The sequence below is a fragment of the Nocardioides sp. genome (assembly GCF_047602075.1).
In the GTDB taxonomy this organism is placed as follows: domain Bacteria; phylum Actinomycetota; class Actinomycetes; order Propionibacteriales; family Nocardioidaceae; genus Nocardioides.
Map to the genome: position 1 here is coordinate 1,329,123 of NZ_JASGIF010000002.1, position 24,377 is coordinate 1,353,499.

26 protein-coding genes are annotated in these 24,377 nt (G+C 69.7%); 16 read left to right on the forward strand and 10 right to left on the reverse strand.

What is annotated here, in order from left to right; genetic code table 11:
• Nucleotides 1-37 precede the first annotated feature (37 nt).
• From QM714_RS19045 to QM714_RS19075, 7 genes are all read left to right on the forward strand, one after another.
• A complete protein-coding gene (locus QM714_RS19045) occupies nucleotides 38-844 on the forward strand; it encodes a biotin--[acetyl-CoA-carboxylase] ligase (RefSeq protein WP_415102908.1) in 807 nt (268 codons plus the stop codon).
• Between the two features lie 12 nt (nucleotides 845-856).
• Entirely contained in the window at nucleotides 857-1,360 is a 504-nt protein-coding gene (locus QM714_RS19050; protein ID WP_415102909.1) for a PH domain-containing protein, read from the forward strand.
• Nucleotides 1,347-2,315, forward strand: a complete 969-nt coding sequence (locus QM714_RS19055; protein WP_415102910.1) for an adenylate/guanylate cyclase domain-containing protein — start codon at nucleotides 1,347-1,349, stop codon at nucleotides 2,313-2,315. Before QM714_RS19050 ends, QM714_RS19055 begins: the two co-directional genes overlap by 14 nt.
• Before the next feature lie 107 nt (nucleotides 2,316-2,422).
• Entirely contained in the window at nucleotides 2,423-2,749 is a 327-nt protein-coding gene (locus tag QM714_RS19060; protein WP_415102911.1) for a winged helix-turn-helix domain-containing protein, read from the forward strand.
• 52 nt (nucleotides 2,750-2,801) lie between these two features.
• Nucleotides 2,802-3,971: a 5-(carboxyamino)imidazole ribonucleotide synthase gene (locus QM714_RS19065; RefSeq protein ID WP_415102912.1), complete on the forward strand. Its 1,170-nt coding sequence runs from the start codon at nucleotides 2,802-2,804 to the stop codon at nucleotides 3,969-3,971.
• On the forward strand, nucleotides 3,886-4,518 hold the full coding sequence (purE, locus tag QM714_RS19070; RefSeq protein ID WP_415102913.1) for a 5-(carboxyamino)imidazole ribonucleotide mutase: 633 nt from the start codon (nucleotides 3,886-3,888) through the stop codon (nucleotides 4,516-4,518). Before QM714_RS19065 ends, purE begins: the two co-directional genes overlap by 86 nt.
• A gap of 41 nt (nucleotides 4,519-4,559) precedes the next feature.
• On the forward strand, nucleotides 4,560-5,369 hold the full coding sequence (locus QM714_RS19075) for an META domain-containing protein (RefSeq protein WP_415102914.1): 810 nt from the start codon (nucleotides 4,560-4,562) through the stop codon (nucleotides 5,367-5,369).
• On the opposite strand, the gene arfB is transcribed toward QM714_RS19075, so the two are convergent.
• From arfB to QM714_RS19090, 3 genes are read right to left on the reverse strand one after another with little or no spacing between them, the layout of a single operon-like run.
• Complete coding sequence (gene arfB / locus QM714_RS19080; protein ID WP_415102915.1) at nucleotides 5,366-5,821, reverse strand: alternative ribosome rescue aminoacyl-tRNA hydrolase ArfB; 456 nt, start codon at nucleotides 5,819-5,821, stop codon at nucleotides 5,366-5,368. The genes QM714_RS19075 and arfB overlap by 4 nt on opposite strands.
• Nucleotides 5,818-6,609 (reverse strand): alpha/beta hydrolase, encoded by a 792-nt coding sequence (locus QM714_RS19085; protein ID WP_415102916.1) that lies wholly within the window; start codon nucleotides 6,607-6,609, stop codon nucleotides 5,818-5,820. Before QM714_RS19085 ends, arfB begins: the two co-directional genes overlap by 4 nt.
• On the reverse strand, nucleotides 6,606-7,016 hold the full coding sequence (locus tag QM714_RS19090) for a CoA-binding protein (protein WP_415102917.1): 411 nt from the start codon (nucleotides 7,014-7,016) through the stop codon (nucleotides 6,606-6,608). The genes QM714_RS19085 and QM714_RS19090 overlap by 4 nt, the downstream gene beginning before the upstream one ends.
• A gap of 232 nt (nucleotides 7,017-7,248) precedes the next feature.
• Here QM714_RS19090 and ppk2 point away from each other — a divergent pair, with 232 nt between their 5' ends.
• On the forward strand, nucleotides 7,249-8,139 hold the full coding sequence (ppk2, locus tag QM714_RS19095) for a polyphosphate kinase 2 (protein WP_415102918.1): 891 nt from the start codon (nucleotides 7,249-7,251) through the stop codon (nucleotides 8,137-8,139).
• 150 nt (nucleotides 8,140-8,289) lie between these two features.
• Nucleotides 8,290-8,784, forward strand: a complete 495-nt coding sequence (locus QM714_RS19100) for a hypothetical protein (protein WP_415102919.1) — start codon at nucleotides 8,290-8,292, stop codon at nucleotides 8,782-8,784.
• 10 nt (nucleotides 8,785-8,794) lie between these two features.
• Here QM714_RS19100 and QM714_RS19105 read toward each other — a convergent pair whose 3' ends face one another.
• A complete protein-coding gene (locus QM714_RS19105; RefSeq protein ID WP_415102920.1) occupies nucleotides 8,795-9,118 on the reverse strand; it encodes a DMT family transporter in 324 nt (107 codons plus the stop codon).
• Nucleotides 9,119-9,189: 71 nt separating this feature from the next.
• Between QM714_RS19105 and QM714_RS19110 the strand changes: the two genes are divergently transcribed.
• Complete coding sequence (locus tag QM714_RS19110; RefSeq protein ID WP_415102921.1) at nucleotides 9,190-9,741, forward strand: TetR/AcrR family transcriptional regulator; 552 nt, start codon at nucleotides 9,190-9,192, stop codon at nucleotides 9,739-9,741.
• 10 nt (nucleotides 9,742-9,751) lie between these two features.
• On the opposite strand, the gene QM714_RS19115 is transcribed toward QM714_RS19110, so the two are convergent.
• Complete coding sequence (locus QM714_RS19115; protein ID WP_415102922.1) at nucleotides 9,752-10,843, reverse strand: hypothetical protein; 1,092 nt, start codon at nucleotides 10,841-10,843, stop codon at nucleotides 9,752-9,754.
• A gap of 78 nt (nucleotides 10,844-10,921) precedes the next feature.
• Here QM714_RS19115 and mshB point away from each other — a divergent pair, with 78 nt between their 5' ends.
• From mshB to QM714_RS19130, 3 genes are read left to right on the forward strand one after another with little or no spacing between them, the layout of a single operon-like run.
• A complete protein-coding gene (gene mshB, locus QM714_RS19120; RefSeq protein ID WP_415102923.1) occupies nucleotides 10,922-11,836 on the forward strand; it encodes an N-acetyl-1-D-myo-inositol-2-amino-2-deoxy-alpha-D-glucopyranoside deacetylase in 915 nt (304 codons plus the stop codon).
• A gap of 17 nt (nucleotides 11,837-11,853) precedes the next feature.
• Nucleotides 11,854-12,204, forward strand: a complete 351-nt coding sequence (locus QM714_RS19125) for a DUF6113 family protein (protein WP_415102924.1) — start codon at nucleotides 11,854-11,856, stop codon at nucleotides 12,202-12,204.
• A gap of 9 nt (nucleotides 12,205-12,213) precedes the next feature.
• On the forward strand, nucleotides 12,214-13,950 hold the full coding sequence (locus QM714_RS19130) for a VanW family protein (protein ID WP_415102925.1): 1,737 nt from the start codon (nucleotides 12,214-12,216) through the stop codon (nucleotides 13,948-13,950).
• A 156-nt stretch (nucleotides 13,951-14,106) separates the two neighbouring features.
• Here the strand turns inward: QM714_RS19130 and aspS are convergent, their stop codons facing one another.
• Nucleotides 14,107-15,399, reverse strand: a complete 1,293-nt coding sequence (gene aspS, locus QM714_RS19135) for an aspartate--tRNA(Asn) ligase (RefSeq protein WP_415102926.1) — start codon at nucleotides 15,397-15,399, stop codon at nucleotides 14,107-14,109.
• Nucleotides 15,400-15,597: 198 nt separating this feature from the next.
• Nucleotides 15,598-16,506 (reverse strand): GNAT family N-acetyltransferase, encoded by a 909-nt coding sequence (locus QM714_RS19140; RefSeq protein ID WP_415102927.1) that lies wholly within the window; start codon nucleotides 16,504-16,506, stop codon nucleotides 15,598-15,600.
• A gap of 56 nt (nucleotides 16,507-16,562) precedes the next feature.
• On the opposite strand from QM714_RS19140, the gene fdxA reads away from it, so the two are divergent.
• Together fdxA and dapC are read left to right on the forward strand one after the other, a co-directional pair.
• Complete coding sequence (gene fdxA, locus QM714_RS19145) at nucleotides 16,563-16,886, forward strand: ferredoxin (RefSeq protein ID WP_415102928.1); 324 nt, start codon at nucleotides 16,563-16,565, stop codon at nucleotides 16,884-16,886.
• A gap of 8 nt (nucleotides 16,887-16,894) precedes the next feature.
• Nucleotides 16,895-18,022, forward strand: coding sequence for a succinyldiaminopimelate transaminase (gene dapC, locus QM714_RS19150; RefSeq protein ID WP_415103067.1), 1,128 nt, complete (start codon nucleotides 16,895-16,897; stop codon nucleotides 18,020-18,022).
• Nucleotides 18,023-18,056: 34 nt separating this feature from the next.
• On the opposite strand, the gene QM714_RS19155 is transcribed toward dapC, so the two are convergent.
• From QM714_RS19155 to dapD, 3 genes are all read right to left on the reverse strand, one after another.
• Entirely contained in the window at nucleotides 18,057-18,599 is a 543-nt protein-coding gene (locus tag QM714_RS19155) for a hypothetical protein (protein WP_415102929.1), read from the reverse strand.
• Nucleotides 18,600-18,733: 134 nt separating this feature from the next.
• Nucleotides 18,734-19,702, reverse strand: coding sequence for a hypothetical protein (locus QM714_RS19160; protein ID WP_415102930.1), 969 nt, complete (start codon nucleotides 19,700-19,702; stop codon nucleotides 18,734-18,736).
• A gap of 34 nt (nucleotides 19,703-19,736) precedes the next feature.
• Nucleotides 19,737-20,681, reverse strand: coding sequence for a 2,3,4,5-tetrahydropyridine-2,6-dicarboxylate N-succinyltransferase (dapD, locus tag QM714_RS19165; RefSeq protein ID WP_415102931.1), 945 nt, complete (start codon nucleotides 20,679-20,681; stop codon nucleotides 19,737-19,739).
• Nucleotides 20,682-20,967: 286 nt separating this feature from the next.
• Between dapD and ileS the strand changes: the two genes are divergently transcribed.
• Nucleotides 20,968-24,198 (forward strand): isoleucine--tRNA ligase, encoded by a 3,231-nt coding sequence (gene ileS / locus QM714_RS19170; protein WP_415102932.1) that lies wholly within the window; start codon nucleotides 20,968-20,970, stop codon nucleotides 24,196-24,198.
• Nucleotides 24,199-24,377 lie beyond the last annotated feature (179 nt).

A 24,377-nucleotide genomic window follows, 5' to 3' on the forward strand; every position in this document is an offset into this window, starting at 1 on the left:
GTTTCGCTCGACCCATCTGATTGCTGACACTAGTCCCATGACCCCTTCCACCCCGCCGCGCCCACCCCTCGACACCGACGCCCTGCGCGGCCTGGCCGGCGGACGGGTGAGGTACGACGTCACGGTGGTCGAGGCGACCCCGTCGACCAACGCGTTGGCCGCTGAGATGGCCCACAGCGGTGCGGGGGAGGGCACGGTCGTCGTCGCGGAGCACCAGACCGCTGGTCGGGGCCGCCTCGACCGGGTCTGGGAGACGCCGGCCCGGACGGCGATCACGGTGTCCGTCGTGTTTCGGCCCGAGGTGCCGCCGGCACGATGGCCCTGGCTGCCCCTGTTGGTCGGGGTCGCGGTGGCGCGCACGCTGCGCGAGGCCAGTGTCCCAGCGCAACTCAAGTGGCCCAACGACGTGTTGGTGCACGGCCGCAAGATCGCGGGGATCCTGGTCGAGCTGGTCCACACCCCGACCGGGCCGGCTGCGATCGCCGGGGTCGGGCTGAATGTCGCGATGACCGCCGACGAGGTCCCACTCAGCAGCGCGACCTCGCTGCTGCTCGAGAGCGTGGAGGTCGATCGCACCGGTCTGTTGTCCACCCTCCTGCAGGTGCTGGGGGCCACCTACACCGGGTGGCTCGCCGACCCGGCCAGACTGCGAGATGCCTACCTCGACCTGTGCATCACGGTGCCGGACCGGCCGGTTCGGGCGGACCTGCCGAACGGCACCGCCATCACCGGCAGCGCCCGCACGGTCGACGAGTCCGGCGGCCTGGTCGTGGCCACCGACGACGGGGACGTGACGGTCAACGCCGGCGACGTGGTGCATCTTCGCCCCCTGGCCGAAGGGTGAGAGGATCTGCCCGTGGCCATCAACCCGAAGATCCTCAACGAGGGCGAGCACGTCATCATCAGCACTCGCACTCACCCCAAGGCGCTCATCGTCCCGGGCCTGATCCTCCTGCTGATCCTCGTGGTGGCGATCTTCTCCGACCGGACCTTCGTGGGGGGTGCCTTCTCCTGGGGGATGTGGGTTGTCGCGGTCGGCCTGATCCTCTGGCTGTCCGTCTGGCCTCTGCTGGAGTGGCTGTCGGCGTCCTACACCATCACCAACCGTCGGCTGATCACCAGGCGGGGTGTGCTGGTCCGGCGGGGGCATGACATCCCGCTGAGCCGGATCAGCGACGTGGCCTACGAGTTGGGCGTCGTGGACCGGATGCTCGGGTGCGGCACCTTGATCATCAGCGACGCGAGCACGCTCGGTCGGGTGCCGCTGCACGACATCCCGCACGTCGAGGAGACCCAGCGCCGCCTCAACGACCTGCTGCACGATCTCGGTGAGTCCCCCAGGGCAGATGACGGAAGTTGAGCCACGGTCGGACGTCCTTCGCGACAACGCTGAGTACGACGCCCATCAGGTGGCCGACCTAGCCGGGGTGGACGTCGAGCAGTCTCGCCGGCTGTGGCGGGCGCTCGGCTTCCCCACCTACCGCTCCGAGGTGGCCTTCACCCGAGCAGACGTCGAGGCCCTCCGTCGGGTGAGCGACCTGATCGAGGCCGGCGTACTGGACCTTGAGACCGCCCTCAACCTGGGTCGCGCCCTAGGCCAGACCATGGCTCGGCTGGCCGACTGGGAGGTGGGCACGCTGACCGACCACGTGGACCTCGCGGAGGAGGACCAGACACCGACGAGCCGGGCAGCCGCCGCGCTGGCGGTGGTCGAGGAGGTCAACCCGGCCTTCGAGGACCTGCTGATCTACGTCTGGCGGCGACACCTGGCCGCTGCCACGGAGCGCGTCCGCGCCACCTTGGGTGGGACGGAGGAGGACGTCGACACCGTCGAGGTCACCGTCGGATTCGCCGACCTGGTGGCGTTCACGGCGCTCTCCAACCGGCTCGACAAGGACCGCATCGGCGATCTGGTCGAGGTCTTCGAGTCCCGCTGCGCGGACGTGGTGGCCGCACAGGGTGGCCGAGTGGTGAAGAGCATCGGGGACTCCGTGCTCTTCTTGCACGATGACCCGCGCGAGGCGCTCGCCATCGCCAGCGGGATCATCCAGCTGGTCGGCCGGGACAAGCGACTCCCCGATGTCCGGGTCGGCCTGGCCACCGGCCCGGTCGTCACCCGGCTCGGGGATGTCTTCGGCCCGCCGGTGAACCTGGCGGCCCGGCTGACTGCCGTGGCCCGTCGCAATCGGGTGATCGTGGACGAGGCGACCGCCGAGCAACTGCCCCGGGAGGAGTACCAGATCCGGCGGCTGCCCGCGCGCCCCGTGCGCGGCTTCGGGGTGATCGAGCCGCTGACGGCACGACCCTTGACCTGACCAGGTGCGATGGCATCGTGACATGGGATGGTGACCGGGCTGACCATTTCGGGCCATTTTTCGCCATTCCGGTCACGCTGCGCGCCGGTTCTTCCTACGGTGTTCGCGTGTACTCAGTTCAAGACGTGCGGGTCGATCCCGTCAGCCGCCGCGCGTGGCGTGGGCAGCGCGAGATCGTGCTGTCGCGCAAGGAGTTCGACCTGGTCGAGGCGCTGATCTCCAGGCCTGGTCAGGTCGTCACCCGTGACCAGCTGATGCGCGAGGTGTGGCACACCAACTTCTGGACCTCGTCCAAGACCATCGACGTGCACCTCGGCTGGGTCCGCCGCAAGCTCGGCGACGACACCCGCAACCCCAGCTTGATCACCACCATCCGCGGGCAGGGACTGCGGTTCGAGAGCGCCCAGGCCGGCGAGCACCGCTCCGCCGGCTGACCGCCGACCACCCGGCGGATCACGCCGACCCGATCTCATAGGCTCTTGGCCCGTGACCCAGGCCGCCTCCTCGATCCCGCCCCGGCTCGCCGTCATCGGGGGTGGCCAGCTGGCCAGGATGATGGCCGAGCCGGCCAACGCACTCGGATTGCCGCTGCGGCTGCTGGCCGAGGCCGAGGGCGTCTCGGCCGCCCAGGTGATCCCCGACCATCTGGTCGGTGACTACCGCGATCTGGCGACGCTGCAGCGGGTGACCGAGGGTTGCGCGGTCGTCACGTTCGACCACGAACACGTCCCAACCGAGCACCTGCACGCCCTGGCGGCTGCCGGGCACGCCGTCCGACCGGGTCCCGAGGCCTTGGTGCACGCCCAGGACAAGGCCGTGATGCGACAGGCCTTGTCCCGGCTGGGGCTGCCTTGTCCTCGGCACAGCGTCGTCGAGTCCGCGCGTGACGTCGTGGCCTTCGGGTTCCCGTGTGTGGTGAAGACGACCCGCGGGGGGTACGACGGCAAGGGGGTCTGGGTGGTCCGCTCCGAGGAAGAGTGCGCCGAGCCCTTCGCGACGGCGGAGCGGGCCGCCGTCCAGCTGCTCGCCGAGGAGCTGGTCGACTTTCGTCGCGAGCTGTCGGCGCTGGTGGCCCGGTCGCCGAGCGGCCAGGCGGCGGCGTACCCCGTCGTGGAGAGCACCCAGGTCGACGGCATCTGTCGTGAGGTGGTGGCGCCGGCCCCCGATCTCGCTCCCGATCTGGCGGCGCAGGCACAACAGATCGCGCTGACCGTGGCTGGCGCGTTGGATGTGACCGGGATCCTCGCCGTGGAGCTCTTCGAGACCACCGATGGGCGGATCCTCGTCAACGAGCTGGCCATGCGCCCGCACAACACCGGCCACTGGACCCAGGACGGTGCGATCACCTCCCAGTTCGAGAACCACCTTCGGGCGGTCCTCGACCTGCCGCTGGGCGCACCGCACCCGCGGGCGCCGTGGACGGTGATGGTCAACATCCTCGGCGGGCCGAGCGACGCCGGTCCGCTGTGGAGCGGCTACCCCCATGCGCTGGCCCGAGACCCACAGCTGCGGGTGCACCTCTACGGCAAGGAGCTTCGGCCGGGTCGCAAGGTCGGGCATGTGAACGCCTATGGTGAGGACCTGGCCGACTGTCTGGAGCGAGCGCGCCACGCCGCCGCGTGGTTCGCCGGTGAGTTGGGAGACCACAGTGAGTGAGCTCGAAGCACCCGAGGCGAGCCGGCAGGCTGGCCCTCGGGTCGGCATCGTGATGGGGTCCGACTCCGACTGGCCGGTGCTGAAGGAGGCCGCCGCGGCGCTGGAGGAGTTCTCCGTTCCGTTCGAGGCCGACGTGGTCTCCGCGCATCGGATGCCCGAGGAGATGATCGCCTACGGCAAGCAGGCTGCTTGCCGCGGGCTGTCGGTGATCATCGCAGGCGCAGGTGGGGCCGCGCACTTGCCGGGGATGCTTGCCGCGGTCACCCCACTGCCGGTGATCGGCGTGCCGGTTCCGCTCAAGCACCTCGACGGCCTGGACTCCTTGCTGTCGATCGTGCAGATGCCCTCGGGGGTCCCGGTCGCCACCGTGGCCGTCGGCAATGCCCGCAACGCCGGCCTGCTCGCGGTGCGCATCCTCGCGGCGACCGACGCCGACCTCCAACAGCAGATGGTCGACTTCCAAGCGACGTTGAAGCAGACGGCCCAGGCCAAGGGTGAGGCCGTACGCCGCGCCGCGTCGTCCGCTCCCCGGATCGGCTTCGCGTGATGAGGAAGGAGCCGAGCTCGCGTCTTCCGCGTCATACCTCCATGCGCGTCTTCTTGCTCCCCATCCTGCTGACGGGCGCACTGCTGCTGGCAGCCTGCGGCTCTGACGACCAGGGAAGCGATCCCGGCGGTGCCGACTCCCAGGACAGCCGGGTGGCCGACGGCACCTACGTCTCCGACTCGGTCACCGTGGCCGGTGCCGAGCATCCGCTGGTGCCGGGGTCTCAGATCGTGCTCACCGTCGACGGGGAGAGCGTGCACCTGAATGCGGGCTGCAACGGCATGTCCGGTGGGGCGACCTGGACCTCGGACTCCCTGACCGTGGGCAACCTCGCGATGACCCAGATGGGCTGCGAGCAGCCGCTGACGGATCAAGACACCTGGCTGGCGGAGGTCTTCTCCGGCAAGCTCGACGTCGCCTCGGACGGGGACGGATTCACCGTGACCAAGGACGACACCGTGCTCGCCTTCGTCGAGCAGCAGCCCGTCGCGGACGCGCCGCTGCAGGACACGCTGTGGACGCTGGAGTCGATCGGGAGCGGCGGCGGTGACGACAGCGCGGTGTCCAGCGTCCCGGGCAAGGTGACCTCCACCTTGACGATCTCCGAGGACCGGATCCACCTGTCCCCTGGCTGCAACCAGATGAACGGCCGGGTCGAGGTGACCGACTCCACGATCACCGCCAACAAGCTGGCGAGCACGATGATGGCCTGTGCCGACGAGCGCGGCGATGTCGAACGCGAGGTGGCCCTGGTCTTCGACTCGGGCCCGCTGGACTACGTCATCGAGGGAGCCGCCCTGACCCTCACCGCCTCCGACGGCAGCATGTTGGTCTACCGGGCGAGCAGTTAGTCCCGGTCGACCCGACGTCGCATGGACTTCAGGTCGCTGCGGTGATGCTTGGCGGTCAGCCGTCGCTCACGAGCGGCGCGGGAGGGCTTGGTCGCTCGGCGAGCAGGAGGCGGCGGGGCGAGCGCCTCACGGAGCAGCGCAGCCAGACGTTCGCGGGCGGCCACGCGATTGCGGTGCTGAGACCGGTGCTCGGAGGCGACCACCACGAGCCGGCTCTCGCTCAGCCGCGAGGCCAGCCGGGCCAGGACGCGCTGGCGCTGCAGATCGGTGAGCGCGGTCGTCGTGGCCACATCGAGCTCGACCTCGACGCGGCTGTCGGTGGTGTTGACCGACTGGCCGCCAGGGCCGGAGGAGCGCGAGAACCGCTCGACGAGATCACTCGCCGGCACCACCAGACCGACCGGAATGCCGGGCCCGGGCGGCACGGTGAGGTCGCCACCCGGCCGACTCATCGGCAGGACTCGATCGCCTGGGTGACGAAGTCGGCGGCCTCGGGATGGTTGAGGATCAGCTGGCGGGAGTGGTCGGTGGTGTCGACGGGGAGCTGACGGAAGTCCTTCAGGCCCTCGTCGCCGGCTCGCGAGAGGATCAGTTTCGCGTTGTCGTCGATTCCGGCGTTGCCGGTCTCCCAGGTCACCCACAGGTTCTGCGGCAGCCTCTTCAGCGCGGTCGCGTTCACCGTGCCATGCGCGTCGCCGGACACCAGCACCGGGGAGATCGAGACGACCGCGCACGGGGCGGGCCGCACGGACGGAAGCGCGGAGAACATGATCGAGTTGCCCATCGAGGAGGCAACCAGCGCCACCCGTCGTACTCCCGTGTGGCGGAGCGCTCGCACCGCCACCAGGGTGTCGTCGGGCTCCTTGGTGAGGTCGCCCTCGCCGGGGGAGGAGCCGCGACCCCGCCGGTCGAAGAGGAGGATCCGGGCGCCGGTGTCGGACGCGACCTGGCCGGCCCAGGGGAGCCACTCGCAGATCCGCTGGGACGCGCCCTGGCGAAACACCACGCCGACGGTCGCATCGTCGGGGCCGACCAGGGCCGCGCCGAGGGTGCGACCGTCCGAGGCGGTCAAGGTGATCCTGCTCGCGTTGGCGGGCACCTGGTCGCACTGGTCTGCCAGGGGAGTGGACGGGTCGACCGTGCGTCGCAGCTGGTAGCGGTTCCAGAGCCGCTGGCCGACCACCACCCCGACGGCGACGACGATCGCGAGCGCGACCACCGCCACCAGCAGTCGCTTCACCGGCGGCGCCACTCGATGGCCGGACAGGTGTCCATCACCATGGGTACGCCGGCAGCGGTGGTGCGGGCGAAGGCGTCCTCGTCGATCACGCCGAGCTGGAACCACACGCCCTTGGCGCCGATGGCGACAGCCTGGTCGGCGAACTCACCGGCCGCCTCCGATCGGCGGAAGACGTCGACGACATCGATCGGGAACGGGACGTCGGCGAGGGTCGGGTAGCCCTGCTCGCCGAGCACGACCGGCGCGTTCGGATGGATCGGGACGATCCGCTTGCCGTGCTGCTGGAGCAGCTCGGCGATTTCGTACGCCGTGCGGTGTGGGTCCCCCGAGAGTCCCACGACGGCCCAGGTCTCACACTCGTCGAGCATCAACGAGATCGCATCCGGGTCGTGCCAGTTGGTCTTCATGCCCCCACCGTAGTGGGGTGGGTCAGACACATGGGTCGAACTGTGAGCTCCCTCGCTGTCAGCCCACTACGGCGGCCACCACGCGGTCGGCCCGCCGAGGACCTCCTTCGCCCAGCCGTAGACGTCGACCACCGTGGTGCCGTCGACCTCGGCGGGCTCTGGTCGGTGAAGTTCTGGCGAACAGAGGCGGGTGGTCGTCCCGTGCGGATCGGCGATGTGCTACGAGTGACCCATGCAGATGTCCTTGCGTGAGCACATCGACAGCCTCCGCAACGCCGGCTACACCGTGCGCGACGACCATGGGGACGACCCCATCCTGATCGCGCCGGACGGCAGTGCGGTCGAGACCTGGCGGGAGAACTACCCCTACGACGAGCTGATGTCGCGCAACGACTACGAGGTGGAGAAGTACCTCCTCCAGATCGAGCTGCTGAAGTTCCAGTACTGGGCGCAAGACCATGGTCGTAAGCATGTGATCGTCTTCGAGGGCCGTGACGCGGCCGGCAAGGGCGGCACCATCAAGCGCTTCATGGAGCACCTGAATCCGCGGGCGGCTCGGGTGGTGGCACTCACCAAGCCGACCCGCACCGAGCTCGGTCAGTGGTATTTCCAGCGCTACATCTCGCACCTGCCCACCTCGGGGGAGTTCGTGCTGTTCGACCGGTCCTGGTACAACCGCGGCGGCGTCGAGCGGGTGATGGGCTTCTGCTCCGACCACGACTACTGGACGTTCATGCACCAGGCCCCGGTGTTCGAGCGGATGCTGTCCGAGTCCGGCATCACCGTCACCAAGCTCTGGTTCTCGGTGACCCAGCAGGAGCAGCGCACCCGGTTCGCGATCCGACAGATCGACCCGGTGCGCCGGTGGAAGCTCTCGCCGATGGACCTGGAGAGCCTCGACCGCTGGGATGCCTACACCGACGCCAAGGAGCAGGTGTTCTTGCACACCGACACCGACGAGTCGCCGTGGTACACCATCAAGAGCAACGACAAGAAGCGCGCGCGGATCAACGCCATGCGGCTGTTCTTGAACATGGTGGAGTACGACGGCAAGGACCCCGACGTGGTCTTCGCTCCCGACCCCCTCCTGGTCTCCCGCGGCCGCGACGCCGTCGGGGATTAATCCTCGGGGCTAGACCAGTGGCCACGGTTTCGGCGGCCCTGCCGGGGCCTGAGAACGAAATAAGTTGTTCGGTGCCGTTGCGACACGCGGAACCGTCGACTTGCCAGGAATTGCCTACCGAGCGGGCAAACTCAGGACATGATGCCCACCATGAGCATGTCCTGGTCGGCATCGTCCGAGGCTCGGTCGGTTGGGGCTGCTGTGCGCCCGGCCGAGGCCGCCCAGCGGATGCCTACCGTCTCGCGAGCCGCGGCGCTCGCCCGCGAGCTGCCGGCCTGGCGGCTGCCGTGGACCCGTGGTCGTCTGCTGGCCGGCGGAATCCTCGTCCCCGTGTTGCTGTGGGGCGAGCGATCTCTACTCGAGGTCGACCGGATGCAGCACCTCGGCTGGATGGCGATGGCGGTGGTCACGGCCGTGCTCGGCGGGCTGGTGCTGGGCAGCTACCTCCCGGCCGGGGTCCTCGGCCGGGGTTGCCGGCTGCGCACCAGCGTGCAGGCCGCGACGGCCTTCTTCTACGTGGTCCTGGCCGGCTACGTGTTGAACAGCCCTCACCCGGGTCCGCGCCACGCCGCCTTCGCGGTGGCCATGCTGCTCCTGGCCGTCGTGCTGCGCACCCGGGGCACCCGGCCGGTCCTGCACGCCTGAGCGAAGAGCGTCAGGCGCCGGAGAGGTTGAGGCCGACCACGCCCGCCACGATCAGGCCGATCGAGAGGGCCTTGGCCCAGCTCATCGTCTCGCCGAAGAAGGCATAGCCCACGGCCGCCACGATCGCGGTGCCCAGGCCCGACCAGACGGCATAGGCAACGGACACCGACATGGTGCGCACCACGATCGCCAGCAGCCAAATCGAGACGCCGTAGCCGCCCAGCACCACCACGCTCCAGAGCGGGTCGGTGAACCCCTCGGCTCGCGGCAGCAGTGCCGTGGCAACGATCTCGACAGCGATGGCAACCAGCAGCAGCAGGCCTGCGCCCACCATGGGAAACTCCTCCTCAACCACAACGTAGCGGTCGCTACATCGAACAATGTAGCACATGCTACGTTGCCTCGGTGAGTCGTCGCGACGAGTTGCTGGACGCGGTCACCGACCACGTGCTCGAGCACGGAATCATCGGCCTCACCCTGCGTCCGGTGGCCGCGGCGATCGGCACCAGCGATCGGATGCTGATCTATCACTTCGGCACCCGCGAAGGGCTGGTCTCGGCCGTCGTCGAGCGGGCCAGCGACCGCGGGACGGTCGAACTGCACCGACTCCCGGCCGCGCGCGGTGTACGCGCCGCCGTCCGCGCCCTCTGGGCGGCGTACCAGGTCGACCCGCTGCGTGGCTGCCTGTCGGTCTACCTCCAGGCAGCCGCTACCGGCGTGATCGGGCAGGAGCCCTTCGTCACCGACGTGCGCGCCAGCAACGATCGATGGTGCCGTGGACTGCGTGACTTCCTGGCGCGCAGCGGCACCCCAGTCGACCGAGTGGACCGCATCATCACGCTGGTGGATTCTGCGCTGGTGGGTTTCTTGTTGGACCTGACCACCGACCGTCCCGAGGAGCTCAGCCGCGGGGTCGACGACCTGGCCATCGCGGCGGCGCTGATCGCCGAGCGGTGAGCGGCGGACGTCAGCGCTCACGCAGACCGGCGCGGGGGATCTCGACGATCCAACGCCGGAAGGGATGCTCGGTCACGCTCCAGAAGGAGTCCGTCGACGGCCAGAAGGCGATGTCCTCGGGTCCCACCGGAAGCGCAAGCAGGTGCCGACGCAGTCGTCCGGGCCGGCCGACGGCGAGCGAGCCTGGCAGGAAGGGGCCGTTCGAGACGGTGGCATACCAGGTCCCGTCCACGACCGAGGCGCCCTGCATCCGAGGAACACCCCGGTCGAGCTCGGTGGGCTGCGACCGGCCGTCCTCGCCGGTCTCCAGGAGCCAACTGCCCACATCGACCGGGAAGCGGGCCAGCCGGTGGGTCTGGTCCCGACGGAGGGCGTACTCCCCGGCGACCAGCGCCGGCGGCGTCGAGCCTCGGTCCAAGGACAGGAACGAGTAGCGCAGCTTGGCATGTCCGTCGTCGGTCACCGCTCGGTAGGAGAAGCGGACCGGGAGCACGTAGCGATAGCCGTACGACGCCACCTGGTCACCACGCACGCCGAGCGCGCGGAGCTCGCCCCCGCCGAGGTCGTCCGGGATCCGCATCAGGTCGTCGAGCCGGAAGGTGATGAAGCCGCGGGAGGTGGCCGCGACGTGCAAGTAGGGGCCTAGCCAGACCACGCCGCCGGCATGCACCTTCAACGGCTCCAGCTCCAGGCGTCCGTCGCGCAGTGTCGGCACCACGAGCAGCACATGCCGGTAGTGGTTGTCAGCCAGATCCCAGAAGGTGATCCGGGCACCCTGGTGGATCCCGCCCACCTGCTTGGCATACCAGGTGACGGCCAACACCCGCCGGCCGGCGATCTCCTCGGTGTCCGAGGCGTCGGCGGAGGTGGAGACGCCCTGCGGCCACCAGTCCCGGGTGCTCCGATCGGCGGCATCCCAGGTCAGCGCGCGGCCAACCCTGCGACCGTGCCAGCCGTGCGACCGGCGGCCCTGCCGGTTCAGATCGCCGAGCACCGCGTCGATGCCGACCGGCCCACCGAGCAGCTGACCGAGTGCGGCGATCTCTTCGACGTTCTCGTCGGTCCGGACCAGGTGCACCCCGGGCTCCCTGTGCTGCGCCACGCGGCAACAGTAGTAGCGCCTTGGATGCAGGTGACGGGCGTCCGCCTGGCCACCGGCGCACCCGTAGGCTCTGCCAATGTGACTGACTTGCCCGCGCAGCGGATGCTGCTGGTCCATGCCCACCCCGACGACGAGTCGATCGGTCAGGGCGCCACCATGGCGAAGTACGCCGCCGAGGGCCGGGGGGTCACCCTGGTCACCTGCACGGCAGGCGAGATGGGCGAGGTCTTGGTCCCGGATCTGGAGCACCTCGCCTTCGAGCGCGAGGGTGGCCTCGGCGAGCATCGCCGAGAGGAGATCGCGGAGGCGATGGCGGCTCTCGGCGTCACCGACCACCGCTGGCTGGGTGGCTTCGGCCGCTACCACGACTCCGGAATGGCCTGGCACGAGGACGGCCACGCGGTGGCCGGCGAGTTCGTCCCGGAGAACGGCTTCTGGCACGCCGATCTGACCGAGGCCGCCACCCATCTGGTCGAGATCATCCGCGAGGTGCGTCCCCAGGTGCTGGTGACCTACGACGAGTTCGGTGGCTACGGCCACCCCGACCACATCCAGGCCCATCGGGTGGCGATGTACGGCGCCCTGCTGGCCGCGGTGCCGTCGTACCGTCGCGATCTCGGAGAGGCCTGGGACATCCCCAAGATCTACTGGGGGACGATGTCGGAGAGCCGGATGCGACAGGGCCTGCGGGCGCTGCGAGACGCGGGGGACACGACGACCTTCGAGGGGATGGACCCCGACGGGCCGCTGCCTCGCATCGTCTCCAAGGACGAGGACCTCGACGCCTGTGTGGACGGTGGCGAGCACGTCGAGCAGAAGATGGCGGCGCTGCGTGCCCACGCCACCCAGATCACGGTCGACGGGCCGTTCTTCGCGCTCAGCAACAACCTGGGCAACTCCGTGTGGGGGCTGGAGTTCTTCCGCCTCGCCAAGGGGCACCGCGGCCCGGTCGGCGCCGACGGCCTCGAGACCGATCTGTTCGCCGGCCTCTGACGGCCGCCGCCCCGTCCATGCGCCTCCTGGCCCGCCTGGTCTCGTGGGCCGGCGCGCTGCTCCTCGGCGGGGTGACCGGGGTGGCCTCGGTCGTCGTCCATCAGCGCTGGTGGGGGCTCGTGCTTGCCGTCCTCGCCGTGCTCGCTGTGACTGCGGCGCTCTCTCGTGGTGGTGCCCGACTCGCGTTCGCTGGCGCCTGGAGCGCGGTCGTCGTGCGGGCCAGTGTGCCGCGACCGGAGGGTGACTATCTGGTGCCGGGCAACGTGCAGGGCTACGCCTTGTTGCTGGTGGTGCCGGTCGTGCTGCTGATGGCCATCCTGACCTTCCGCGCCAGCCGGCCCACTCCGCCGGCACCTAGTGGCCTCTAGGATGACCCGGTGGCCGACTGGGAGGACCCCGCCGACGCGCCGAGAGGCAGGCCCGACCGCAAGGGCGGCTGGGTCGTGGTGCTGCTGGTGCTGGGGCTGCTCGTCCTCTTCGGCGGCGCCTACGCGGTCGCCCACTTCGCCGCGGGCGACAAGGTCCCACGCGGCACCACCGTGGCCGGAGTCGAGCTCGGGGGACTGGCGCCCGATGACGCCGTCGCCGCGCTGCAGGACGGTCTCGCGGACCTGGTGGACCGGCCGATCACTGCCCAGGTCGGCGACCAGGAGACACAGGTCGACCCGGCGAAGGCCGGCCTGAGCGTCGACTACGACGCCTCGGTCGCCGCCGCGGGCGGCGGAGCCAGCTGGTCACCCTCCCGGTTGTGGCACTACTACACCGACGGCGCCGACCTGGATGCGGTCGTCGAGGTCGACGACGGCGCCATGGACAAGGCGCTCGACCAGGTGACCGGGCAGCTCGGCACCCCTCCTCGAGATGCCGGCGTGGTCTTTCGGGGCACCCGGATCCGGACGACCTCGGCCGTCGAGGGTGAGGCGATCGACCCGGAGACCGGCCGCGAGGCGTTGGTGCAGGCGTTCCTCGCCGACGATCCGGTCGCCGAGATGCCGCTGGTCGAGACCGACCCGGACGTCTCCGACGACGACGCGCAACAGTTCGTCGACACCTTCGCCAATCCAGCCGTGTCAGGTCCGGTCACGCTTCGCTTCGGCAAGTCGCCGGTGGTGTTGCGGCCGGCCGACTACACCGGAGCGCTGGAGGTGGTCGTCGAGGACGGCGCCCTGACCGCCCGGGTGGACGCCAAGAAGCTGCAGGCGCTGGTGGACGAGGAGGTCGGTGAGCCTGGCGCACCAGTCGATGCCACCGTCGCCCTGGTCGACGGCGAGCCACAGGTGGTCCCCGCCAAGCCCGGCGTGACCTACGACCCCGACGACGTCGCCACGGCCCTGCTCTCGGTGGTGGACCAACCCGCCGGCAAGCGCACCGCGGCGGTGAAGTCGACCGTGGCCGAGCCGGACTTCACCACCCGAGACGCCAGGAAGCTGAAGATCACCGAGAAGGTGTCGAGCTTCACGACTTACTACCCCTACGCCGAGTATCGCAATGTCAACATCGGCCGCGCGGCTCAACTCGTCAACGGCACCGTGTTGAAGCCGGGCGAGGTGTTCTCGCTCAACGGCGTGGTCGGTGAACGAACCCGGGAGAACGGCTTCACCGAGGGGTTCATCATCAGCAACGGCATCTTCAAGGAGGACCTCGGCGGCGGCGTCTCCCAGATGGCCACCACGACCTTCAATGCGATGTTCTTCGCCGGCCTCGAAGACATCGAGCACAAGCCACACTCGTTCTACATCGACCGCTATCCGGTCGGCCGCGAGGCCACCGTCGCCTGGCCCACGGTCGACCTGAAGTTCAAGAACGACACCCCTTACGGCGTGTTGATCGAAGCGCACGTCACCCCGTCCACACCCACCGCCCAAGGTGTCGTCACGGTCTCGATGTGGTCGACGAAGTACTGGGACATCGGCACCAAGACCGGCGAGCGCTACAACCTCACCTCACCGGCCACCCGGGTGCTGGACACCGCCGACTGCTACCCCAACACCGGATACGGCGGCTTCGACATCAACGTCTGGCGCTACTTCCGCAAGCCCGGCTCCACCGACGTGGTCCGCTCGGAGAAGTTCCACACCCACTACATCCCCTCCGACACGGTGATCTGCAAGTAGCGGCGCCGACCCATCTGCCGCGGTGCTGTGGTGGCCGTGACCCATCTGCCGCGGTGCTGTGGTGGCTGAGGACCCGGTATACCGGGCACTTTGCCACTACAAGACCGCGGGAGACGCACGAAGACCGCGGCAGCGGCCCGACCAGCGGGAGCCCGCCTACGGACCGAGCCGATGCAGGTCCCGGGGAAACAGGGTGACCTCGCGGATGTTCGCCGCCTCGACCAGTCGCGCCACCCAGCGCTCGAGCCCGATGGCGAAGCCACCGTGTGGTGGCATGCCGTGCCGGAACGCCTGGAGGTACGACGCGTAGTCGGCCGGGTTCTCGCCGCGGGCGCAGATCGCGGCGTCGTACTCCGATGGGCGGTGCAGGCGTTGTCCGCCGGTGACCAGCTCGAGGCCTCGGAAGAGCAGGTCGAAGCTGTTGGACCAGCGTGGGTCGTCGGGCTGCGGATGGGTGTAGAACGGCCGCTTCGCCATCGGATAGCCCTCGACCGCGATGAAGTCTGAGCCATGCTCGGCCTGCGCCCACTCGCCCAGCCAACGCTCGTGGTCGGGGGCGAGGTCGGGCTCGTCCTCGGCGGCACCGACCAGTCGCAGCGCGTCACGGAAGTGCACCACCGGGATCTCCTCCGGCAGCGCGGGCAGGGTCAGGTCGAGCCGGTCGACCGCAGCGGCGGCCTCCCGCTCGATAGCGCCGATCATCCCCGCCAACGCGGCGCGGAGAGTCGCGAGCACATCGCGATGGTCCCGGATGAAGCCCAGCTCGGCGTCGAGGGAGACATACTCCGCCAGGTGTCGCACGGTGTCGTGCGGCTCGGCCCGGAAGACCGGACCGACCTCGTAGACACGCTCGAAGACACCGACCATCTGCTGCTTGTAGAACTGCGGGCTCTGGGCCAGGTAGGCGGGCCGCCCGAAGTAGTCGACCTCGAAGACGTTCGCGCCCGACTCCGTGGCCTGGGCCACCAGCTTCGGGGTCTGGATCTCGGTGAAGCCCAGCCCGTCCAGCGCACCGCGGAAACCGCGGATGCTCGCCGCGGCCAGCTCCCATCGGGCGCGCTGAGCGGGGTGGCGCCACGCCACCGCCGCGTGGTCGAGCTGCACGGGCAGGGTTGCCGACAGGTGCGGGCGCCACAGCTCGAACGGCGGAGTCTGGGCCGCTTCGCTCAGTGGCCGCACCCTCGCCTCGGTCACTTCGACGCCGCCGGGCGCCTGGGCGTTGGCGACCAGCGTGCCGATCACCTCGACCGGCGTCTCCTCGGGAGGGACGTCCGCGTCTGCGGGCAGCACGACCTGGGCCAGGCCGGTGCGGTCGCGCACGACCAGGAACGTCACCGTGGCCAGCTCACGGCGCCGATGCACCCAGCCTTGGAGCAGGACCAGGTCCCCGGGCGGAGCGGTGGGTAGGTCGGCAGCGAGCCTGCGGTGGGGACGGGCAGGGTCGGTCATCAGGGGTTCACCTCCGGTCTCGAGTGAGCCCTGGAGGTGCGGGCGGGGGCTAGGTCGCGGTGCCACCACACCTTCGCCGGCAACGCCGCCGGCCTCTCGTCGGTTCGCCGGACGCGCGGCCCCCGCTCGTCGGGGGTCGTCACGCCCCAGCAGGAACGGCGGGCAGTCTACCCGGGTCGCACCCGGGCCGCGGACGCATTATCCGCCCGGCGCCAGGTAGCGGTAGGCGTGGTGGGTGGTGAAGCCGAGCCGGTCGTAGAGGGCGACGGCGGGAGCGTTGTCGGCCACGACCTGGAGGTACGCCGTCGTGGTGCCGTGCTCGGCGCCCCAGTCGAGGAGTGCGGCCATGATGGCCAGGCCGAGGCCCCGTCGGCGGCGCTCTGGCCGCACCTCCAGGCCACCTAGGCCGATCCAGTCGCGGGAGTACGCCGCCTGGCCGCGCGCGTCCTCGCCGATCCGGGCCTCGACCCGGTCGCCGGAGCCCACCAGGCGCACCCCGAAGTCAGGCAGCTCCACGAGCTGACGCCGGATTGCGGCGACACCGGCGAGGCAGAAGAGCGTGTCCGCCTCCTGACGGTGCACCTGCCAGCCGGCCCCGACGAACCGGTCGTGCTCGTCGGAGTCGGGCTGCACGCAGGCGATCGGCGGCCGCCCGGCCGCGGCGTACCACTCCACGACTCGAGCGATTGGGTCCTCCACCTCGGCGGGTGTCATGGCCAGCACCGAGTTGGCCCGTCGGTTGGGGTGGGTGGCGGATCGACGCAAGGTCCAGCCACCCAGTCGCTCGATGGTCAGGTCGGTCCACTGCGCGAAGGCGCGCTCGTGGGCCTCGGCCGGGGTGACGCGCCCGCGCACCGACGGCCGCGACGGCACCGGCTTGCCGGAGACGATGAGGCGGCGCGAGATGGTGACCACGCTCCCGTCGGCCCGCTCGACGGTCATCGAGTCGTCGTCCCACGACGTACAGACACCGAGCACGTCCGTGACGGCCGGCCCTCCGGACGGACCGGTCTGGCCCGGCAGCAGATGGCGCACGACGACTCGTTGCCCGACGACGTGGGCACCGAGTCCATGCCGACCGACCGCGTGTCCTGGTGCCGCACCCACGGGTGGATACTAGGCTGAGCCCGATTGCCCTTCACATGCTCCCTCAGGAGGATCTGGTGACCTACGTCATCGCCCAGCCGTGCGTCGATGTCAAGGACCGCGCCTGTGTCGACGAATGTCCGGTCGACTGCATCTACGAGGGCAAGCGGATGCTCTACATCCATCCCGACGAGTGCGTCGACTGTGGTGCCTGCGAGCCGGTCTGCCCGGTCGAGGCCATCTTCTACGAAGACGACACGCCGGAGGAGTGGCAGGAGTACTACGCCGCCAACGTGGGCTTCTTCGACGACCTCGGCTCGCCCGGCGGCGCCGCCAAGATGGGTGAGATCGACCACGATCACCCGTTCGTCGCAGGCCTGCCCCCGCAGAACCAGGACTGAACATCGCACTGCCAGGCACCGCACCGCCAGGCCCCGCCCGCTCGGTCTCCTCGCGGCTCCCGGACTTTCCCTGGGACCACCTGACGGCGTACGCCGCCCGCGCGCGAGCGCACTCCGACGGAATCGTCGACCTCTCGGTCGGCACCCCGGTCGATCCGACGCCTGTGGTGGTGCAGGCCGCGTTGGCCGAGGCCGCGGATGCGCCCGGCTATCCGCTCACCATCGGCCTGCCCGAGACGCGCCAGGCGGCCGTCGACTGGTTGGCCCGACGCTGGGGAGTGACCGGGCTGGGCCTGGACGCCGTGCTGCCGGTGATCGGCAGCAAGGAGCTGATCGGCAGCATGCCCCTGCACCTCGGTGTCGGGCCCGGTGATCTGGTCGTCCATCCCGAGCTCGCCTATCCGACCTACGAGGTCGGAGCGGCGCTGGTCGGCGCGGAGGTGCTGGCCACCGATGCCCTCACGGCGATCGGACCGCGGCGCCCGCGACTGCTCTTCGTCAACTCACCCGCCAACCCCTCGGGGCGGGTGCTGCCAGTCGAGCACCTACGCAAGATGGTCGACTGGTGCCGCGACCGGGGCACGGTGCTGGTCTCCGACGAGTGCTACCTGGAATGTTCGTGGGACCCGAGCAGCCCACCGGTCAGCGTGTTGCACCCCGACGTCTGTGGGGGCTCCCACGAAGGCCTGCTCTCGGTGCACTCCTTGTCGAAGCGGTCCAACATGGCCGGCTACCGCTGCGCCTTCGTGGCCGGCGACCCGGCGCTGGTCGGAGAGCTGCTGGCCGTGCGGAAGAACCTCGGGCTGCAGATGCCAGGCCCACAACAGCGGGCCATGATCGCGGCGCTGGACGACGACGCGCAGGTGGCAGCCCAGCACACGGTCTATGCACGACGCCGACGCTGGCTCCGGGATGCGCTCGAGGGCGCGGGCTTCCGGATCGACCACTCCGAGGCGTCGCTCTACCTCTGGGCCACGCGTGGTGAGGACTGCTGGCAGACCGTCGAGTGGCTGGCCGATCGGGGCATCCTGGTGGCACCCGGCGCCTTCTACGGCGCCACCGGGCATGAGCACGTTCGGGTCGCCTTCACCGCCACCGACGAACGCGTCGGTGCGGCCGTGGAACGGCTGGGCTGAATCTGAGTCTGAGGCTGGCGTGGCAGCGTCAGACTCAGCGCGCGAGCTTCCAGGCCCGTCGCTTCTCGGTCTCGACCACGGGTCGGGCCTCCTCGCGGATCGAGACCAGCATCGCCCGCCAGTCGTCGGACTGGACCGAGGCGGAACTCAGATGCGCCTCCTCAAGGATCTCCTCGGCCGCCGCCAGCACCGGGTCGCAGGCTGCCACCTGCTCCAGCTCAGCCACGACCAGCGGCTCGGGCTTGCCGGACTGGATCGGCTCGACCGCCTCCGCAACGGGTTCCTCGACCGCGACCGGTTCAACGACAGGCTCCACGACCGGAGCGAGGGCGACCGGAGCAACGGGTGCGGGAGCGGGTGCGACCGCAGCGCTCGCCTGGCCCATCCGCACTGCGGAGATCGCGGTCAGCCGGACGAGCACATCGGACTCGACCGAGCTGAGCATCACCCCGTCACCGTCGAGTCCGGCGACGGCGCCGGAGAACCACTCGCCGCCGACCAACAGGCTGACGGAGAGGTCGTCGTTCTCGGCCTGACGCAGGGCAGAGCCGACGGTGTACACATTGGAGCCGCTCATCGGTGACCTCACTCGGGAATCGGTCGGATGGGTGGATCCATTGGACCTTGGCAACACGGAGGTCGAGGCGAGAATCCGGTCAGGGTTGGATAGTCCGATCGGACTAGGCACCCCGTGGAGCAGGGCCGGACCGGTCAGGGCGCGACGTCGACGTGGACGTGGTCGCGATGCTCGAGGATCACCCGGCTGCCGCTCGATCCGGACGGGACATGGTAGGCGCGCCACCCGTCGCTAGAGGCTCGGCCGGCGGTCCAGATCTTGTTGTCGAAGATGACGTGCTGGATGTCCAGGCGGCCGGCCTGGGCGACCAGGTAGGCGGCGATCGCCCACCCGCGCTGCTTGTTCGCCGGCGAGACCGGACGCACGAAGATGTCGATGGCGCGACCGTCGTAGTGTGCCGAGCCCGTCATGTGACCTGAGCGCGCGCCGCCGGGCTCGAAGCCCCCCAACGACACGTCGCCGAACACGCCCAGGAGCTCCTTGCGGACCGTCTCCGCGCGCCGGGTCAGACCGCGGGAGTTGAGCTTCGTGGACGCGGGCTCGGCGTCGTCGCGGATCTGGCAGGTGAAGGCTCCGCCGGTGGTCTCGCCGGTCAGCGCTGACGCCAGCGCACGAGCGTCCGCCTCGTGGTCGGCATACGCACCCGGGAACGCCGACCGCTGCACCTCCTGGGCCGCGTCGGTGATCTCCATCTCGGTGTAGCCGTCGACCTTCACCAGCGCGTCGTAGAACCTGTTGATCGAGTAGTAGGGGTCCAGGATCTGGTCGCGGGTGCCCCATCCCTGCGAGGGACGCTGCTGGAACAGGCCGATGGAGTCCCGGTCGCCGTGCTCCAGGTTGCGCAACTTGGACTCCTGGAAGGCGGTCGCGAGCGCGATCGTGGCGGCGCGCGGGGGGAGACCACGTTGCACCGAGACCGCCGAGATCAGAGCGGCGTTCTGGGCCTGCTCCAGGTCGAGATCGACCCGATGGCCGCCAACCTCGGCATGACACCCTTCGGCGAAGGGCAGCAGATCGTCCTTGTGATGCCACGCCACCACGCCCACCACCACGAAGATGGCCACCACGACCAGCAGCGTGAACATCAGGCGGAGTCGTCTCATGGGAGTCGTCTCATGGCGGCGGGTGACCCGGAGGTCAGTCGTTGGCGTGCAACGAGGAGTTGAGAGCGATCCCCATGCCCTTGCGGGGCACGGCCTCGACGGCGCCGGACACCGAGTTGCGGCGGAACAGCACGTTGCTCGCGCCGGAGAGCTCCAGCGCCTTGGCCACGCCAGTCTCACCGGTCTCGTCGTGGATGGTCACCTTGGTTCCGGCGGTGACGTAGCAGCCCGCCTCCACGATGCAGTCGTCACCCAGCGAGATGCCGATGCCGGAGTTGGCGCCGAGCAGGCAGCGCTCGCCGATGCGGATGGTCTCCTTGCCGCCTCCCGACAGGGTGCCCATGATCGAGGCGCCGCCACCGATGTCGGAGCCGTCGCCGACCACCACACCGGCCGAGATACGGCCTTCGACCATCGAGGTGCCGAGGGTCCCGGCGTTGTAGTTCACGAAGCCTTCGTGCATGACCGTGGTCCCGGGCGCGAGGTGGGCGCCGAGCCGCACTCGGTCCGCGTCTGCGATCCGCACCCCGCTGGGCACCACGTAGTCGACCATCCGCGGGAACTTGTCGACGCCGTACACCGCCACCTGCTGCCCGGTCGCCTTGAGCCGCGCGCGGGTCGCCTCGAAGTCGGGGACAGCGCAGGGCCCTGCCGAGGTCCACACGACGTTGGTGAGCAGCCCGAACACGCCCTCCGTCGACAATCCGTGCGGCCGGACCAGCCGGTGGGAGAGCAGGTGCAGTCGGAGCCAGACGTCCTCGGTCGACTCGGGCGCCGCGGCCAGGTCGGCGATGACGACCAGCTTCACCTCCCGGGTCACCTTGCGCACCGGGTCGGGCGTGGCCAACCCGGCCAACGCCTCGGGCGCGGTCGGATCGGCGTCCGGCTGGCCCAGACGGGGCTCGGGGACCCAGAGATCGAGCACGGCGCCGGTGGCGTCGAGCGTGGCCAGGCCGAAGCCCCAGGCGGCGGTGGTCATGCGGCAACCCTAGACGGCATACTCCAAGGGGAAGTGATTGGCAAGGAGTGGGTGCGGCGCCGTACCCTTGCTCACACAGGCGTTCGAGCCGTCATCAGCGGCGAGCCTCCGGAAGAACAGCTGGCCTCGGATGAGACCGGCTCAGTAGAACCGGACGGGTAGGCCCGTCACAGCCGGCAACGAGCGGTCCCGCCGCGCAGGCGGTCGGGGCAAGCGAGGTGGTACCGCGGCCCGGTCGGGTCGTCCTCGTGCAGGAGCACGACGTACGACGACCAGGAGAGACGCGATGACCTACCCGAAGGTCGCCACCGGCCAGTCCGGTGAGCACGAGCACGTTCCAGCGACGCCGAACTTCCCGGCGATCGAGGAGCGGGTGCTGGCCTACTGGGCGCGCGACCACACCTTCGAGGCGAGCGTCGAGCTCCGCGATTCCGGTGTCGACGGGGACAACGAGTTCGTCTTCTACGACGGCCCGCCGTTCGCCAACGGACTGCCGCACTACGGGCACCTGCTCACCGGCTATGTCAAGGACTTGATCCCGCGCTTCCAGACCATGCGCGGCCGTCGGGTGGAGCGCCGGTTCGGTTGGGACACCCACGGCCTGCCTGCCGAGCTGGAGGCGATGAGCCAACTGGGCATGAAGACGACCCAGGAGATCCTCGATCTGGGCATCGAGCAGTTCAACGCGGAGTGTCGGCGCTCGGTGCTGACCTACACCCAGGAGTGGCGTGACTACGTCACCCGTCAGGCCCGGTGGGTGGACTTCGACAACGACTACAAGACGCTCGACCTGAACTTCATGGAGTCCGTCCTATGGGCGTTCAAGGAGCTCTACGACAAGGGCCTGGTCTACGAGGACTTCCGCGTCCTGCCCTACTGCTGGAACGACGAGACCCCGCTGTCCAACCACGAGCTGCGGATGGACGAGGACGTCTACCAGGATCGCCAGGATCCCGCGGTCACCGTCGGGATGCGGCTGGAGACCGGTGAGCTGGCGCTGGTCTGGACCACGACCCCGTGGACGCTGCCGTCCAACCTGCTGATCATGGTGGGCGACGACATCGACTACGTGGTGGTGGAGTCGGACCAGCCGACCGGATCCACCGAGCGCTATCTGCTGGCCGAGGCGCGGCTGCCGGCGTACGAACGAGAGCTGGGCGTGGACGCGCCGGTCGTGGAGCGGCTGAAGGGACGCGACCTGGTCGGGCGCGCCTACACCCCGCCGTTCACCTACTTCGAGGGCACGGCGCATGCGCACCGGGTGGTCGAGGCGCCGTTCGTGACGACCGAGGACGGCACCGGGCTGGTGCACTCGGCCGGCGCCTACGGTGAGGAGGACAAGGTGATCACCGACCGCGAGGGCATCGAGCTCGTGGTCGCCGTCGGCAAGGACGGCCGGTTCACCTACCCGATCACCGACTACGCCGGGATGCACGTCTTCGACGCGAACGTCCCGATCATCGGGCACCTCAAGGCGGCCACCCGCGGCGAGGGGGAGATCGGCAGCGTCGTGCCCGGCACCGTCCTGGTGCGGCGAGAGAGCTACGAGCACTCCTACCCGCACTGCTGGCGCTGCCGGCAGCCGCTGATCTACATGGCGGTGTCGTCGTGGTTCGTCGACACCCGCATGTTCCGTGACCGGATGCTGGAGATCAACCAGGACATCCGCTGGGTCCCCGAGCACGTTCGAGACGGGCAGTTCGGCAAGTGGCTGGAGAACACCCGCCCGTGGTCGATCTCCCGCAACCGCTTCTGGGGCTCCCCGATCCCGGTCTGGCGCTCCGACGACCCGGCCTATCCGCGGATCGACGTCTACGGCTCGCTGGACGAGCTGGAGCGCGACTTCGGGGTGCGGCCGGACAACCTGCACCGTCCCTTCGTCGACGAGCTCGTGCGCCCGAACCCCGACGACCCGCGGCCGGTCGGGGAGGGCAAGTCGATGATGCGCCGCGTCACCGACGTGTTCGACTGCTGGTTCGAGTCGGGGTCGATGCCGTTCGCCCAGGTGCACTACCCGTTCGAGAACCGGGACTGGTTCGAGCACCACTTCCCGGGCGACTTCATCGTGGAGTACATCGGCCAGACCCGCGGCTGGTTCTACACCATGCACGTGCTCGCCTCGGCGCTGTTCGACAAGCCGGCATTCTCGACCTGCGTCTCGCACGGCATCGTGCTGGGCTCGGACGGCAACAAGATGAGCAAGTCGCTGCGCAACTACCCGAACGTCTACGAGGTGTTCGACCGCGACGGCGCCGACGCGATGCGATGGTTCTTGATGAGCTCACCGATCCTGCGTGGCGGCAACCTGATCGTGACCGAGCAGGGCATCCGCGAGTCGGTGCGGCAGGTCCTCATCCCACTGTGGAACTCGTGGTACTTCTTCGCGCTCTACGCCAACGCCGCCGGAGTGACCGGCTACAGCGCGGGCTGGCGCACCGACGCCGAGCATCCGATGGACCGCTACATCCTGGCCAAGCTGCACGACTACGTCGAGGCGATGACGCGCCAGCTGGACAACTACGAGGTCGCCAACGCGTGCGACTCGACTCGGGCGTTCCTCGACGTGCTCACGAACTGGTACATCCGGCGTTCCCGCGAGCGGTTCTGGGGCACCGACGACGGCCTGGACCGCGACGCCTTCGACACGCTCTACACCGTGCTCGAGGTGACCACCCGAGCCGCGGCGCCGCTGCTGCCGCTGACCACCGAAGAGGTCTGGCGTGGCCTGACCGGAGAGCGCTCGGTCCACCTGGCCGACTGGCCGCTGGCCGCCGACCTCCCGGCTGATGCCGAGGGTGTCGCCGCGATGGACCAGGTTCGAGAGGTGTGCTCGGCGGCGTCCGCGCTGCGCAAGGGCGCCGGCCTGCGCAACCGCTTGCCCCTGGCGGCGCTGACCGTCGTCGTCCCGGACGCCGGCCGACTGGCAGACCTGACCGGCATCGTCGCCGACGAGGTCAACGTCAAGGAGGTCCGGCTGCTCGACATCGACGACCCCGCCGCGTCGTCGTACGACGTCACGCAGCGGCTCACCGTCAACGCCCGCGCGGCCGGACCACGGTTGGGCAAGGAGGTCCAGAGCGTGATCCGAGGCGCCAAGGCCGGCGACTGGTCGGTGGCCGAGGACGGGGTGGTGACCTGTGCCGGCGTGCCGCTGCAGGACGGTGAGTTCTCCCTCGAGACGGTCGCCGCGGAGTCCGACGGACAGTCCGCGACCGGTCTGCTGCCGAGCGGAGGCTTCGTCGTGCTCGACACCGCCGTGACGGCCGAGCTGGCCGCGGAGGGGCTCGCTCGCGATGTGATCCGAGCCGTGCAACAGGCCCGCAAGGATGCCGAGCTGGAGGTCTCCGACCGGATCCAGCTGGCGGTCGACGGGTCGGCCGACGTCCGCGCAGCGGCCCGTGAGCACCAGGCCCTGATCGCGGGGGAGACGCTGGCGGAGGTCCTGGTGGTCGCCGATGACCCGCCGACCGAGGGGACCGAGACGGGCCGGATCGAGGTTGCCGTCGCCAAGAGTTGAGAGGTCCCGCCAGCAGGGCGAATGCCGGCTGGCCGCCGCCCCAGCACGCACCTGAGCACCTTCTCCTCGGTCGCCGGGCCTCCGGCCCGTCTCCCTCGTCGCGGCACTCATCCACGCACTGGGACGACGCCCGACTCGACAGCCCCTCCCGGCGGAACCTCTGAGTCCGATCCATCCGC

What these genes read in the sequence shown, in the direction of transcription:
- ileS (WP_415102932.1), top strand. Translation starts at nt 20,968, where the DNA reads ATGACCTACCCGAAGGTCGCCACCGGCCAGTCCGGTGAGCACGAGCAC.
- QM714_RS19055 (WP_415102910.1), top strand. Translation starts at nt 1,347, where the DNA reads ATGACGGAAGTTGAGCCACGGTCGGACGTCCTTCGCGACAACGCTGAG.
- arfB (WP_415102915.1), bottom strand. Translation starts at nt 5,821, where the DNA reads ATGAGTCGGCCGGGTGGCGACCTCACCGTGCCGCCCGGGCCCGGCATT.
- QM714_RS19105 (WP_415102920.1), bottom strand. Translation starts at nt 9,118, where the DNA reads ATGGTGGGCGCAGGCCTGCTGCTGCTGGTTGCCATCGCTGTCGAGATC.
- QM714_RS19155 (WP_415102929.1), bottom strand. Translation starts at nt 18,599, where the DNA reads ATGAGCGGCTCCAATGTGTACACCGTCGGCTCTGCCCTGCGTCAGGCC.
- purE (WP_415102913.1), top strand. Translation starts at nt 3,886, where the DNA reads ATGGTGAGGACCTGGCCGACTGTCTGGAGCGAGCGCGCCACGCCGCCG.
- QM714_RS19075 (WP_415102914.1), top strand. Translation starts at nt 4,560, where the DNA reads ATGCGCGTCTTCTTGCTCCCCATCCTGCTGACGGGCGCACTGCTGCTG.
- QM714_RS19160 (WP_415102930.1), bottom strand. Translation starts at nt 19,702, where the DNA reads ATGAGACGACTCCGCCTGATGTTCACGCTGCTGGTCGTGGTGGCCATC.
- ppk2 (WP_415102918.1), top strand. Translation starts at nt 7,249, where the DNA reads ATGCAGATGTCCTTGCGTGAGCACATCGACAGCCTCCGCAACGCCGGC.
- dapD (WP_415102931.1), bottom strand. Translation starts at nt 20,681, where the DNA reads ATGACCACCGCCGCCTGGGGCTTCGGCCTGGCCACGCTCGACGCCACC.
- QM714_RS19125 (WP_415102924.1), top strand. Translation starts at nt 11,854, where the DNA reads ATGCGCCTCCTGGCCCGCCTGGTCTCGTGGGCCGGCGCGCTGCTCCTC.
- QM714_RS19090 (WP_415102917.1), bottom strand. Translation starts at nt 7,016, where the DNA reads ATGAAGACCAACTGGCACGACCCGGATGCGATCTCGTTGATGCTCGAC.
- aspS (WP_415102926.1), bottom strand. Translation starts at nt 15,399, where the DNA reads ATGACCGACCCTGCCCGTCCCCACCGCAGGCTCGCTGCCGACCTACCC.
- QM714_RS19100 (WP_415102919.1), top strand. Translation starts at nt 8,290, where the DNA reads ATGAGCATGTCCTGGTCGGCATCGTCCGAGGCTCGGTCGGTTGGGGCT.
- QM714_RS19045 (WP_415102908.1), top strand. Translation starts at nt 38, where the DNA reads ATGACCCCTTCCACCCCGCCGCGCCCACCCCTCGACACCGACGCCCTG.